The organism is Propionivibrio soli (assembly GCF_025770765.1).
GTDB classification, from domain to species: domain Bacteria; phylum Pseudomonadota; class Gammaproteobacteria; order Burkholderiales; family Rhodocyclaceae; genus Propionivibrio; species Propionivibrio soli.
In genome coordinates this window covers 218,620-231,952 of sequence record NZ_JANZKY010000001.1, presented here as the reverse complement: position 1 = coordinate 231,952, position 13,333 = coordinate 218,620, and the positions used below count along the sequence as shown (strand labels likewise).

Annotated in this window: 9 protein-coding genes and 1 riboswitch; of the genes, 7 read left to right on the top strand and 2 right to left on the bottom strand. The window is 62.8% G+C overall.

The annotated features are described in order from the left end of the window. Window positions 1–5: 5 nt before the first annotated feature. Window positions 6–218, bottom strand: a complete 213-nt coding sequence (locus NZ453_RS01040; protein WP_263768413.1) for a hypothetical protein — start codon at window positions 216–218, stop codon at window positions 6–8. Window positions 219–350: 132 nt separating this feature from the next. Further along, a riboswitch (cobalamin riboswitch) is annotated at window positions 351–565 on the top strand. A gap of 138 nt (window positions 566–703) precedes the next feature. Here NZ453_RS01040 and NZ453_RS01035 point away from each other — a divergent pair. From NZ453_RS01035 to NZ453_RS01005, 7 genes are all read left to right on the top strand, one after another. Then, on the top strand, window positions 704–2,581 hold the full coding sequence (locus tag NZ453_RS01035; protein ID WP_263768412.1) for a TonB-dependent receptor domain-containing protein: 1,878 nt from the start codon (window positions 704–706) through the stop codon (window positions 2,579–2,581). 6 nt (window positions 2,582–2,587) lie between these two features. Further along, window positions 2,588–3,577 carry a FecCD family ABC transporter permease gene (locus NZ453_RS01030; RefSeq protein WP_263768411.1) on the top strand — a complete coding sequence of 330 codons (990 nt, stop codon included), beginning with the start codon at window positions 2,588–2,590 and terminating at the stop codon, window positions 3,575–3,577. Between the two features lies 1 nt (window position 3,578). Further along, on the top strand, window positions 3,579–4,364 hold the full coding sequence (locus tag NZ453_RS01025; protein WP_263768410.1) for an ABC transporter ATP-binding protein: 786 nt from the start codon (window positions 3,579–3,581) through the stop codon (window positions 4,362–4,364). Window positions 4,365–4,459: 95 nt separating this feature from the next. Then, window positions 4,460–5,134 carry a cob(I)yrinic acid a,c-diamide adenosyltransferase gene (gene cobO / locus NZ453_RS01020; RefSeq protein WP_263768409.1) on the top strand — a complete coding sequence of 225 codons (675 nt, stop codon included), beginning with the start codon at window positions 4,460–4,462 and terminating at the stop codon, window positions 5,132–5,134. Continuing rightward, window positions 5,128–6,417, top strand: coding sequence for a cobyrinic acid a,c-diamide synthase CobB (locus NZ453_RS01015; RefSeq protein WP_263768408.1), 1,290 nt, complete (start codon window positions 5,128–5,130; stop codon window positions 6,415–6,417). The genes cobO and NZ453_RS01015 overlap by 7 nt, the downstream gene beginning before the upstream one ends. 432 nt (window positions 6,418–6,849) lie before the next feature. Continuing rightward, window positions 6,850–11,013: a PAS domain S-box protein gene (locus NZ453_RS01010; protein ID WP_263768407.1), complete on the top strand. Its 4,164-nt coding sequence runs from the start codon at window positions 6,850–6,852 to the stop codon at window positions 11,011–11,013. Continuing rightward, a complete protein-coding gene (locus NZ453_RS01005) occupies window positions 11,003–12,034 on the top strand; it encodes an HD domain-containing phosphohydrolase (RefSeq protein ID WP_263768405.1) in 1,032 nt (343 codons plus the stop codon). The genes NZ453_RS01010 and NZ453_RS01005 overlap by 11 nt, the downstream gene beginning before the upstream one ends. On the opposite strand, the gene NZ453_RS01000 is transcribed toward NZ453_RS01005, so the two are convergent. Further along, a complete protein-coding gene (locus NZ453_RS01000; RefSeq protein WP_263768404.1) occupies window positions 12,031–13,254 on the bottom strand; it encodes an HD-GYP domain-containing protein in 1,224 nt (407 codons plus the stop codon). The two genes, NZ453_RS01005 and NZ453_RS01000, sit on opposite strands and share 4 nt — an antisense overlap. Window positions 13,255–13,333 lie beyond the last annotated feature (79 nt).

Sequence of the window (13,333 nt, the reverse complement as noted above, 5' to 3'; positions counted from 1 at the left end):
CAAACTCAGACGACGGCTTCGACTTGCGCAGCCGGCAACTGTTCCGCGAGCTGTTCGAGTCGGGTACGCGCAGCGTCCATCCGCTCGGTGAGCCGCCGACGTTCGCCTTCAATGGCGGCGAGTTGCTGCCTGAGTTCCGCATTCTCCGCGCGCAGTGTGCGGCAAAGCGAGGCGACCTGGGCAATCTTGCTTTCGAGCGCGTTGAGTTCGTTCACCATGGCGGCGACTATAGTTTCAAAAACGAAGGCGAGTCAAGGGCTAAGCTCCGGTTTTGAATGTGATTTATTTCCTTTGCCAGGCAGCGGAGGTTACCCCTTTTCCGCTATAATGCCGCCTTCCGCCACTCCCAAGGGGCGGAAAACGTGCAAGGTGCCGCACATGGATTCAGTCAATGAATCCACGCGGATAAACGGGAAACAGGTGCGTGCGTTGAGCACTATGCCTGTGCTGCCCCCGCAACGGTAAGCGAGTGTGGATGCGTCGATTAGCCACTGGGCGAAAGCCTGGGAAGGCGATGCGTCAAAACTTGCGAGCCCGGATACCGGCCTTCGCGTAATTAGACGGAAGTGCCGCGGGGAGGCGGACACGGAATGTACCGGTTGCGCGACGCAGCTTATCCCGAAGTCTTCTCCCTTAACGGTCTCCGATTGTTAACTTGCGCCGGCGTGCGGGGACGCTTGCCGGGCACAGGGAGAAACCTCTCATGAATCCACGCAGTTCCCTTGCGGCCTCCGCTTTGGCGGTGCTTGCCGCTTTTCCCGCCATCGCCGCCGAAACCCCGGACGGCGCCATTGTCGTTACCGCAACTCGTCAAGCCCAGCGCGCCAACGAACTGCTGAGCGACGTTTCGGTGATCAGCCGCGAAGACATTGAAAAGGCTCGTCCCCTGGAAACCCTGGGCGAATTGCTCAGTCGGGAGGGCGGTGTCGAATTCTCTTCGCTTGGCGGACCGGGAGCGAGTTCGAGCATCTACATCCGTGGAGCGAACGCAGGTCATACCTTGCTGCTGATCGACGGTATGCGTGTCGGTTCGGCGACCCTTGGTACACCGAACATCGCGGCTATTCCGCTAAGTCAGGTAGAACGCGTCGAGATCCTCAAAGGTTCGGCCTCCTCGCTTTACGGTTCGGATGCCATCGGCGGCGTGATCCAGGTCTTCACCCGCCGGGGTCAGGGAGAGCCGACGGTCAGTGCGGAAGTCGCCGCAGGCAGCCACAATACCCGGGAGGCGAATGCCGCCGTGAGTGGGCAAGCGAACGCGCTTCACTACAGCTTGCGTGTGGGTAAGGCGACGAGCGACGGATTTTCGGCGATCGGCGATTCGTCGAACGGCCAGTTCAATGACGACAACGATGGATATTCCAGCCTCAACGCGTCGGCCAACGTTTCGGTCGATCTCGCCAAGGGGCACGAACTGGGCGTACAGGTATTTCACAGCCAGACTCGCAATGAGTATGACGCACTGTATTACGATGCTTCGTTCAGGCCTCGTACCGACTACAACTTCCGGTCGACCTCTACCGTCGACAGCTATGCGGCGTATTCGAAGAACCGGCTTACGTCGAACTGGACGAGCTTCCTGCGCGTCGGTCGCTCGACTGACGACAGCAAAGATCATTCGAGCCCGACGGAGCGCGATGATTTCCGCACGCATCAAGATCAGGTCGTCTGGCAGAACGACGTCAAGATTCCCTTCGGTTCGCTGCTGTTGGCAGCTGAATCGCTGCGCCAAACGATCGATACGTCAGGCACCTATGCCGAGACGGAACGCACGATCAATTCGTTGATTGCCGGATGGACGGGTAGTTTCAGCAACCATCGCTTGCAGTTGAACGCGCGTAACGACCGTAACTCGCAATTCGGAAACAAAACCACCGGCGGCGCGGCCTACGGCTACCAGATCGACGAGCGTTGGCGTGCACGCGCGGCTGCGTCGACGGGATTTAAGGCGCCCAGCTTCAATGACCTGTATTTCCCGGATGACCCGCTTTTCGGCGGCGGCAACCCGAATCTCAAGCCAGAGACGTCGCGCAACCGTGAAGTCGGCATTAACTACGATACGGCGTCTACCAGCGCTTCGGTCACGGCGTATCGCAACATTGTCAGCGATCTTATTCAGTGGAGCCCCGACGATCCCAGTGATCCGTCGAACTTCTCATGGCACCCGCACAACGTGGGCAAGGCCAAACTCGAAGGCGTGACGCTGACCGGCCGGCAAGCGATCGGCGATGTCACACTGCGTGCCAGCGCCGACTTCCAGAACCACCGCGATGAGACGACCGGAAAACAACTCATCCTGCGCGCCCGGCGTCATGCCACCCTCGGCTTCGATCACAAGCTCGGCAAACTGACCTGGGGCGCCGAACTGTATGCTTCCGGAGCACGCTACAACGACACGGCGAATACCGTGCGGCTCGGCGGCTACACCACGCTTGCCCTGCGTGCCGATTATCAGCTCGACAAGGACTTTACGCTCTTTGCGCGTGCCGGAAACGTGTTCGACCGCGAGTATGAGTTGCGCAAGGACTACGAAACGGACGGCCGGACCGTGTTCGTCGGAGTCCGCTACCAGCCGAAGTAAACCGCCATGCCGACCCGCCGCCGCGCTCTGCTGATCCTTGCCGCCCTTGCCGGGCTGGCCGTGGTCAGCCTTGCGCTGGCACTGGTGGCCGGCAGCGTGAAGGTGGGCTTCGCCGATGTTGTCGCGGCATTGCTTGGAAGGGATGACGGTGTCGCGGGCGAGATCGTGCGCAACCTGCGTCTGCCGCGCGCGCTGGCCGGTTTCGCGTGCGGTGGTGTGTTGGCGATCGCTGGTGCGCTGCTGCAGGTTCTTCTGCGCAATCCGCTTGCCGATCCCTACGTTCTTGGCGTTTCGGGTGGGGCAAGCGTCGGGGCGATTCTCGCCATTCTCCTTGGCGCGGGTGTCCTCGGGATCAACGTTGCCTCGTTCATCGGCGCGTTGGCAGCGATGGTCGTCGTCTTCGGGCTCGCCCACGGCGACGGCAGCTGGACCCAGACCAGGCTGCTCCTCACCGGCGTCATTGTCGCTTCGGGGTGCGGTGCGCTCGTTGCATTAATGCTCGCCGTCGCGCCCGACGACAAGTTGCGCGGGATGGTCTTCTGGCTGATGGGCGATCTTTCTCAGGCCACCAATCCGCTGCTCGGTCTCGCCGTCCTCGCGCTCGTCGTCGGCGCTGCACTTCCTTTCGCCCGTGAGCTCAATCTGCTCACGCGCGGGGCAGACATCGCTCAAACGCTCGGCGTGCAAGTCGCGCTGTTGCGCCGCGGCGTTTATCTGGCGGCATCGATCGCCACCGCGGCAGCCGTGACACAGGCAGGATCGATCGGCTTCGTCGGACTCATCGTGCCGCACCTCGTCAGGCTCGCCGTAGGCAACGACCAGCGCGTCCTGCTGCCGGCGTCGGCGTTGGCCGGCGGCAGCCTGCTCGTGGTCGCCGATACGCTGGCGCGCACGCTCGTGGCGCCACAGCAGCTGCCCGTCGGGGTGCTCACGGCGTTGATCGGCGTACCGGTCTTCCTGTTCCTGCTTACGCGGGACGCCAAGGCGAGGCACTGAAATGAGCCCTACGCAGATGGCGGGCACCGTCCTCGAAACGCGACAGTTGACCGTTGGCATCGGCAGCAAGGTGTTTTGCCGCGGCCTCGACTTGCAGTTACACGCGGGAGAACGGCTCGCCATTCTCGGGCGCAATGGTGCCGGAAAATCGACCCTGCTTTCGGTGCTCGCCGGCTTGCGAGCCCCCTTGTCAGGTGACGTCCTGATCGCCGGTGAAAGTTACCCTACCCTTGGCGCACGCCGCAGCGCGCTGGTGCGTGGTTGGTTGCCGCAGGCGCGTGGCGATGCCTTTGCTTCGACAGTGCTCGAAACGGCACTGGTCGGTCGCCATCCCCACCTCGACCGTTGGGGTTGGGAAACGGAGAAGGACGCGGCGATCGTTCGTGCCGCGTTAGCGGCTGTTGATCTGACGGCGTTCGAGGATCGCGATATTCAAACGTTGTCCGGCGGCGAGCGGCAGCGGCTGGCCATTGCGACGCTGCTTGCGCAACAGCCGAAGCTTTTCCTGCTCGACGAGCCAATCGCTTACCTCGACCTCAAGCACCAGATCGCGATGCTCGAGTTGTTTGACGACGCCGCGCGGAAAGGCGCTGCCGTGGCCATGGTGCTGCACGATCCCGCGTTGGCTCGTCGCTTTTGCGACCGTGTGCTGTTGGTGTATGGCGACGGTGAGGTTGAAACGGGGCCGGCCGCCGAGGTATTGAACGCGGACCGGCTCTCTGATCTCTACGAATACCCGCTTGCTGCCGTGGAGAGCGGCGGGCATGTGAGCTTTATTCCCAAGTAAGCCCCATCGGCCCGGGGTTAGGGTCCGGAGCGACCATAGATCAAGATACCTGCCGGCGAGGCGTGGAATCCTTCCCTTTCTTCTATTGGAAAGCGATGAACAAAAGCGAAACCAGCAACGGTGCAATCACCGGCAATGCAAGCAATGGCGTTGAACTGGCCGACAAGGAGGCGCGTCACGCGCGTCGCATGCAGCGCAAGAAAACGGTTGTCGACGAGAGCATTGCCGCCGCGCAGGAAGAGCGCGGCGTCCTTGTGGTCAATACCGGTAACGGCAAGGGCAAGTCGTCGGCCGCCTTCGGTGTCGTGGCACGAGCGCTCGGTCACGGCCTCCGGGTCGTGGTCATCCAATTCGTCAAAGGGCGCTCGGATACCGGTGAGGAAGCGTTCTATCGGCGAGTGGCTGAAACGATACCAGGTGCGTTGAACTGGCATGTATCGGGCGAAGGGTTTACCTGGGAGACGCAGGACAGCCAACGGGATAAGGCGGCCGCCGAAGCCGCTTGGGCCATCGCCACGCGGTATCTTGCCGACCCACAAGTGGGTCTGGTCGTGCTCGACGAATTCACCTATGCCCTCAAGTACGGCTGGCTCGATATCGCACCGGTGCTCGCGGCGTTCGGCGCACGGCCGCGCATGCAGCATGTGATCGTTACCGGTCGGGCGGCACCGCCAGAACTCGTTGCAGCGGCTGACACGGTGACTGACATGACAATGGTGAAACACGCCTTCCGTGCGGGCGTGAAGGCCATGCCGGGTCTGGAATGGTAGGCCCGGCGTGCCCAGCCCTGCTGGTTGCCGCGCCGGCGTCCGGCCAGGGAAAGACGACGGTGGTGGCGGCTTTGGCGCGGTTGCATACGCGGCTTGGGCGGCGCGTTCGCGTGTTCAAATGCGGCCCGGATTTTCTCGATCCGCAGATTCACGCTGTGGCGAGCGGTGCGGCCTGCCAAACAATCGATTTGTGGATGTGCGGACGGGACGACGCCGCCTGGCGCCTGGCGCAAGCGGCGCGTTCGGCCGACCTGGTCCTGATCGAGGGCGTCATGGGGCTGTTCGACGGCAAACCGTCGGCCGCCGAACTCGCGCGCAACCTCGGCATTCCGATCATGGCGGTGATCGACGGTGCCGCAATGGCGGCGAGTTTTGGCGCCATCGCCCATGGCCTCAAACACTATCGCCCGGGTACTCCGGTCAACGCCGCCTTCGCCAATCGTGTCGGAAGCGCTTATCACGCCACGCTATTGCGGGACAGCTTGCCTGAAGACATCGCGTGGTACGGATACTTACCTCGGGATGCCGAAGCGGCGATGCCCGAACGTCATCTCGGCCTGCTGCCCGCGGCGGAAATCGACGGTCTTGTCCGTCGCATCGACCGCATGGCGGATCACTTGGCGTCTACACCCGCGGCTGATCTTCCACCGGCCGTCCCGTTTCCCGAAGCGAAATCGCCGACGGTTGCTCGGAGCCTTGAAGGGGTGACGGTTGCCGTCGCGCGCGATGCCGCCTTTTGCTTCATCTATCCGGCAAACGTGGAATGCCTCGAGGCGCTCGGTGCGCGCCTCGTCCATTTTTCACCGCTTGCTGATGCTGCGCTGCCGACGTGTGATGCTGTCTGGCTTCCTGGCGGCTACCCCGAGTTGCATGCAGAAACGCTGGCGGCTAATCGTCCGTTGTGGCGCGCTCTGGCTCGGCACGTCGACGCCGGCAAGCCGTTGCTTGCCGAATGCGGCGGCATGATGGCGCTCTTTGAACAACTGGTGGACGGGAACGGTATCGAGCACCAGGGAGGTGGCCTTTTACCGGGGCGCACGACGATGCAAAAGCGCTTGGTCCGGCTCGGGCTGCAGGAAGTCGAACTTCCGGAAGGCGTGCTGCGCGGCCATAGCTTTCACTTTTCGTCCGCGGACTCCCCATTCGTGCCCTTATGCTCGACGCGAAATGCGGACGGGCGGCCCGGCGAAGCGGTTTATCGGCGGCAGCGCCTTACCGCCAGCTACATGCACCTCTATTTTCCCTCCAACCCGCAGGCCGTCGCTGCATTGCTGACAGCTTAATCGCCTGCCATTGACTCGCGCGAAGGAAGAAGTGGTTCCTTTGCGCGGGCATACGATTTGCAGCGGGATGCGATTCTTGTTCCTGAGCCAAGCGCCGCAATATTCCGTTCGCGTGTCGATGGAACCGATGCCCATTCCGCCCTCTCTACAGATCATCGGAAGCGCACTGCGCGAAATGCATAGAACCATGCGATAGGCAAGGTTCGGTTTCGCGATGACCAGCCGGTTGCCGTGTCGGTGAAGCTTCTGTCCGATCCGTTTTCTGAGCGTGGCCCGGCGTCTGATACAGCGGGATCGCGTAGGAGAAGCGATGTTCGCTTTGATTGTGTTGGGCGAATGTTCCGTGTCGGTCCGCTGGGATGCCGCGCGCCTCTCGCGCCGTGCCTCGGATGCAGCGCCCTCGGCGTGCGAGTCCTCGCGGGTGCGGTGCGCATGAGGATCGACAGCCAAGCCTTGTCGCAGCCGTTTTTGCGCGACCACGCGATATCGATGCGCAGCTTCGTAGCGCGTCTCATCTGGCTTTGCATGTTGCCGCCCCTTATCGTTGCCACCTGGCTAGCCGTGGACGGAGTGCACAAGCAACAGCAGGCTTTCATGAACGATGCGCGGCACATCGCTGGTTATCTCGCGTTGGCGATCGATCAGCGCTTGCAGGCACGGATCAATGGCCTGAACATGCTCGCGTTTTCCCCATTTTCGGACGATCCCGATGGCTGGAGCCATCTGTATCGAGAGGCGCAGGATTACCAGAAAAGCTTTGATGCTCACGTCGTCTTTGCGCTGGCGACTGAGCCGATGCAAATGCTGTTTACGACCCGTGAACCGTTCGGTACACCGTTGCCGACGCTCCCACGACCCCAAGGGCGGGCTGCTGCACCGGAGGCCGTGGCGACAGGAAAGCCGGCGGTGGGAGATAGCTTTCGCAGTCAGCTCGGCGAAGGGACCCTGGTTGGTATAGCCGTGCCGGTCCTGCGCGAAGGGCGGGCCGCTTACGTCATGGTCAGCATCATCGAGACCGAGCGTTTTCAGCAGCGGCTAGATCAACTCGACTTGCCGGAACGTTGGGCGCTTACCCTGCTTGACCGCGGCGGTACGCGGCTCGCGGAGCGTATTCCCCCAGGAATGGACCCGCGGCGGGACGTGGATCCGGAAGGCAGGATTGAGGCGTTGTCAGCCCTTTCCCGTTGGTCGGTCGTGCTTGAAATTCCGCGTGACGTTTACCACACGCCAATGTACTCGGCGATCGCGAAGTTTTCGGCCGGCCTTTTGGCGGCTCTGTTGATCGGCGTCTTCGCCGGAAAGATCGCGGCGCGTCGGTTGGTCGGCGGTGTGGCGAGCTTGGTTGAGGCCCCTCGGCCGGACGTTCCGCGCTCGGACATCGCCGAGATCGCCGCCGCGCGCGACTACCTTGATGCAGCCGCCGCGCAGCGCATCGCCGACTCGCAAACTCTGTTGGCCAGCGAGCAGCGATTTACGGCGACATTCGAGCAGGCCGCGGTCGGCATCGCGCTCGTCGCCACGAACGGGGAGTGGCTGCGTGCCAACCGGCGCCTCTCCACGATGCTCGGTTGGCCGCCTGGCGACCTGGTAGGCAAGAGCTTCCGCAGTCTCACCCATCCCGATGACGTCGACAATGACGCGGAAGAAGTCGGGTCCATGCTGGATGGCGAGATCGAGCACTATGCCCGTGAAAAGCGTTTCCTACGGAGGGACGGCAGCGCGGTATGGGTGAACCTCACGGTGTCGTTGGTGCGTACGGCACAGGGCGATCCTGACTATTTCGTGGCGGTAATCGAGGACATCGACGCGCGAAAGCGGGTCCAGGACGACATGCTGGCGACGAAAGGCAAGCTGGAGGCCGCACTGGCCAGCATGACCGATGCCGTCTTCATCACGGACCGGTGGGGGCGCTTCGTCGAGGTAAACGAAGCCTTTGCCAGCTTTCATCGTTGCCGTACGCGCGAGGACTGTCCACGTACGCAAACGGAATATGCGAAAACGTTCGAAATCAGCTCAACGAGTGGAGAGGTCCTACCCGAAAACGAGTGGCCCGTGCCGCGAGCCTTGCGCGGCGACGCCCGAACCAGTGAGGAACTGATCCTGCGCTGTAAAGAAACCGGCGAGACCTGGGTGGGCAGCTTCAGCTTCGCGCCGATACGCGACGGCGACGGCGAGATCGCGGGAGCCGTCGTTACCGGGCGCGATGTGACCGAGCAACGGGCGGCCGAGGACGCCGTGCGCGAAAGCGAGAGCAAGCTGCGCCTGGCGCTCGACGCGGCGAAGGCCGGGAGCTGGGAGTGGGATATTGCAACCGGTCGGAATGTCTGGTCCGACGAGGTGTTCCGACTCTACGGGCTAACGCCGGGAAGCAGCATGCCGTCCTTCGAAACCTGGATTGCCACCGTGCATCCAGATGATCGCGACGCCGCTGTAACGGCAGTGACCGCCGCGCGTGAAATGGCGGCCGAGCTTAACGTGGAATGGCGTGTCCGGCATCCGGACGGTAGCGAACGTTGGCTGATGTCGCGTGGACGTCCTGACGTCGACCGACGCAACCGTCCCTGGCGTTATCTCGGCATCGTCGTCGATATCACCGAACGCAAGCGGGTGGAGGCCGAGCTGGAACAGCACCGCAATCATCTCGAGAACCTCGTAGCCAGCCGGACGGCCGAACTGGCCGTGGCGAAAGCACAAGCGGAGTCGGCGAACCAAGCCAAGAGCGTCTTTCTTGCCAACATGAGCCACGAAATCCGAACGCCGATGAACGCCATCATCGGCTTGACCCATCTCGTCCTTCGCGCCGGACAGACGCCGGAGCAGGCGGAGCGGATGCGCAAGATCGAAAACGCCGGGCGGCACCTGCTGTCGATCATCAACGACATTCTCGATATCTCGAAGATCGAGGCCGGACGCGTCGAACTCGAGAGCATGGATTTCCACCTTTCGGCGATCCTCGACAACATCCGTTCGCTCATCGGCGAGCAGGCGAGGAACAAGGGGCTGCAGGTCGACATCGATCCCGACTCTGTGCCCGTCTGGCTGCGGGGCGATCCCACGCGTTTGCGGCAAGCCTTGCTCAATTACGCCGGCAACGCCGTGAAATTCACCGAGCGGGGCCGCGTCGTCCTGCGCGCCGTCCTCATCGAAGCCAACGCGGATGATCTGCTGGTACGTTTCGAAGTCGAAGATACGGGAATCGGCATCCCGGCCGATGTCCTCCCAGACCTTTTCCGGTCCTTCGAACAGGCCGATACCTCCACCACCCGCAAGTACGGCGGCACGGGGCTGGGGCTCGCGATTACCCGCCGGCTCGCCGGGTTGATGGGAGGCGAAGCGGGCGCTAGCAGTACGCCGGGGGTCGGCAGCACGTTCTGGCTGACCGCGCGGCTTGGGCGAGGGCACGGCATCATGCCCGAGCCCGAATACAAGGAGCGGACGGATGCCGAGGGGCGCCTCAGGCTACGTTTCAGCGACGCCCAGCTTCTGCTCGTCGAGGACAACGCGATCAATTCCGAGGTTGCGATGGAGCTGCTGCATTCGGTCGGACTGAACGCCGACACGGCCGCCAACGGGTACGAGGCGATCAAGCGCGCGCGCGACAGACACTACCACCTGATCCTGATGGATATGCAGATGCCCGAGATGGACGGCATGAAGGCGACGCGAGCGATCAGGGCGCTGCCGGGCTACGAGACGACGCCGATCATTGCCATGACGGCGAACGCTTTCGACGAAGATCGGCGGGTCTGCGAAGAAGCCGGCATGGACGACTTCGTCACCAAACCGGTCAATCCGGCCGATTTTTTCACCATCTTGCTCAAGTGGCTGTCACACGTGCGCACAACGACGCACGGGCCGCACGAACTCATCTATCGCGCTTCGCCGGCGCGTCGACCGTTACTCAAGTCCGTCGCCGAACCAACCGACACTGAGAACCTCGCAGCGGGTGGACTGCCTGGGCTCGCGGGAATCGACCAAACGGCAGGGCTGGGTTTCGCGCTTGGCAAGAAAGACCTGTACCTGCGCGTGTTGCGGCGATTCCGCGACGGATTCGGAAACACTTTCGAAGCCGAATTTGCTGCCGCATTGGACTCGGGCGACTGGGCGGCCGCCGTGCGTCTGGCTCATACCTTGAAGGGTCTGGCGAGGTCGATGGGAGCGGCAAGACTCGGCTCGTTGGCCGAGGACCTCGAAAAGGCGGCGGCGCGCAGGAACATCCACGAACTGAACGCCGCTCGGCCGGCCGCAATGACCGAGCTCGGCTGTGTGATGGGCGGGTTGCAGGCGCTCGGTGACGAAAGCGAGCCCCCAGCCCGGTCAGGCGGCGCGACGGTAACCGAGGCGCCGCGGACCGATGCTGAGGAGTGTCAGCAGGCAATCGAAAATATGCAAGGTTTGCTGGAGTCCCGCGACACGGCGGCTGTTTCGTCGCTCGACGATTTCTTGCGTGCGATCGCGCGCCTCGACCCGGCTCCGGATCGCTTGGGCGAATTCCGCGCGGCGGTTCTGCGTTACGACTACGCGACGGCCCTGAAACTACTGCCCCTGCTCCCCGGCGACCGCAACGCAACGGAGGAGGAGTCCGATGAACGATGATCGCGAAACGATTCTGGTCGCCGACGATGTGGCCGAAAATATCAGCGCCATGGCAGATGTGCTGGGGCAGGAGTACCGCGTCCTGTTTGCCATGAACGGGACGGAGGCGCTGGCCCTTGCGCTGGCGGCGCCGCATCCGAGCCTGATCCTGCTCGACGTGATGATGCCGGGGATGGATGGCTACGAGGTCTGCCGGCGGCTGAAGTCCGATCTGCGGACACGGGACATTCCGATCATTTTTCTCACGGCGCAAAGCGATGTCAGCAACGAGGAGGTGGGCTTACGGCTCGGCGCTGTCGACTACCTGCACAAGCCCTGCCATCCCGCGATCGTGCGGCAGCGGGTGCGGATCCACCTCGACCTGCACAATATGAACCTAGCGCTTGAGGAACGGGTGCGCGAACGCACGCGCGAACTCGAAAACACGCGGCTCGAGATCGTCCGGCGTCTCGGGCGGGCCGGAGAGTACCGCGACAACGAGACTGGCATGCACGTCATTCGCATGAGTCTTTACTGTCAGCGGCTCGCGCGGGCGGCAGGCGTGCCGGAGGCTCAGGCCGAGATCCTTCAACTGGCCGCGCCAATGCATGACATCGGGAAAATTGGTATTCCCGATCGTATCCTGCTCAAACCGACCAAGCTTGATCCCGAGGAGTGGGCCTTCATGAAACGGCACGCCGAAATCGGCGCCGAAATCATCGGCGAGCACGACTCGGAGCTGCTTACCATTGCACGCTCGGTGGCGCTTACGCATCACGAGCGCTGGGACGGCAAGGGCTATCCGCGTGGCCTCAAGAGCGAGGAGATTCCCTTGCATGGACGAATCGCCGCCATCTGCGACGTATTCGATGCGCTAACCAGCGAGCGTCCGTACAAACGTCCTTGGTCATCGGAAGACGCGGCGGCCTACATTGTCGGCCGAGCGGCGACCGCCTTCGACCCCGCGCTGGTCGAGCTCTTTGTCGGCCTGATTCCCGAGTACGCCGAAATCCGGGCGTCCTATACCGACCCGACCAACTAAACAGGATGCATGTCCGTGGCGCTTACGACGTCGGTCGGCCGGATGTCGTGGCGATCGTCAGCGGAAGGGCGGTCGGCGTAACGTTCGCGGATTACGTGCACTTTGTCGGCATTGGCCAGCAGCGCTTCCACGCAGTCCTTGTCGAGCTTGGCGCGTGCCAGCTCGCGCAGGCGGGTGAAGGCCTTGGCCTGGGTCCATGACACCTTGTAGGCGCGCGAGCTGGTCAAGGCATCGAAGATGTCGGCGACCGCGACGATGCGCGCTTCAATCGGAATCTCGTCGCCGTGCAGGCCATGCGGATAGCCGCATCCGTCCATCGTCTCGTGGTGCGACTCGGCGATATGCCGAAGGATGTCGAGCCCGTCGAGATGTTCCAGACCGAAGTTGCGCGCGATCGTGTCGATCATCTCCAAGCCGAGGACAGTATGGCGCTTCATTTCTTCGCGCTCGGCGTCCGAGAGGTTGCCCGGCTTGAGCAGGATGCGGTCGGGCAGCGCCAACTTGCCGATGTCGTGCAGTGGAGCGTAGTTATAGATGCGCTCGATCGCCTCGTCGTCGAGCGCGGCTAGGCCGTGCGCCGCGAGATGCTGTGCGATCAGCCGTGCGTACCGTGCCATGCGGTCGATGTGCCCGCCCGTTTCCGGATCGCGGTAGTGCACGAGGTCGTGCGCGGTCTTCACGGCCGCAGCCAGCGTACGCATCGCCTGCATCTGGTCGGTAACGATCGAGGCGACGAGGTGAGCGAAGACGTCGAGCGTGCGCAACTCCGCATCGTTCAAGGCGTACGGGCTGAGCGAGTTCAGAAAAACGAATCCCCAGAACGTACCGTCCCGATACATCGGGACGGTGTAGCTCCAGCGATAGCCTCCTTCGGCAATCGCTTGCGTATGCGGGTGGGTGCCGGAACGGAAAATCTCGAGATCATGAACGAGCCGCGGAGCGCCCGCTTGGAGGATGCTCACCAGCGAAGGGGATTCGGCCAGGCGGGATTCGTAACGGACAAGCGGATTGCCGTGCGGGGAGCTGGCCAGAAACGTGCGCAGGAGATCCGTTGTGCTGTCGTACGCGGCGACCGCGATACGGTCGACCGTCGCAACGTGCGTGCGCAATGCGCCGTGCAGGGCGGCCAGTTTCTCATTGAGCGATTGGCTACGGTGCAGCGCTTCGAGCGCGTCGGAGTGCCTGAAGAACGCCGCTTTCTCGTCGGGAATTCTGATCATGCTGGCTTGCCTCCTGCAGACCATTCTGGTTCACAGGGGCAGTGCTTGCAAGCGGCATACCAGGCACTGAGCGCCCTCG

Excerpts from the sequence above, each read along its gene's own strand:
- NZ453_RS01040 (WP_263768413.1), bottom strand. The coding sequence starts at position 218 with ATGGTGAACGAACTCAACGCGCTCGAAAGCAAGATTGCCCAGGTCGCC.
- NZ453_RS01035 (WP_263768412.1), top strand. The coding sequence starts at position 704 with ATGAATCCACGCAGTTCCCTTGCGGCCTCCGCTTTGGCGGTGCTTGCC.
- NZ453_RS01030 (WP_263768411.1), top strand. The coding sequence starts at position 2,588 with ATGCCGACCCGCCGCCGCGCTCTGCTGATCCTTGCCGCCCTTGCCGGG.
- NZ453_RS01025 (WP_263768410.1), top strand. The coding sequence starts at position 3,579 with ATGAGCCCTACGCAGATGGCGGGCACCGTCCTCGAAACGCGACAGTTG.
- cobO (WP_263768409.1), top strand. The coding sequence starts at position 4,460 with ATGAACAAAAGCGAAACCAGCAACGGTGCAATCACCGGCAATGCAAGC.
- NZ453_RS01015 (WP_263768408.1), top strand. The coding sequence starts at position 5,128 with ATGGTAGGCCCGGCGTGCCCAGCCCTGCTGGTTGCCGCGCCGGCGTCC.
- NZ453_RS01010 (WP_263768407.1), top strand. The coding sequence starts at position 6,850 with ATGAGGATCGACAGCCAAGCCTTGTCGCAGCCGTTTTTGCGCGACCAC.
- NZ453_RS01005 (WP_263768405.1), top strand. The coding sequence starts at position 11,003 with ATGAACGATGATCGCGAAACGATTCTGGTCGCCGACGATGTGGCCGAA.
- NZ453_RS01000 (WP_263768404.1), bottom strand. The coding sequence starts at position 13,254 with ATGATCAGAATTCCCGACGAGAAAGCGGCGTTCTTCAGGCACTCCGAC.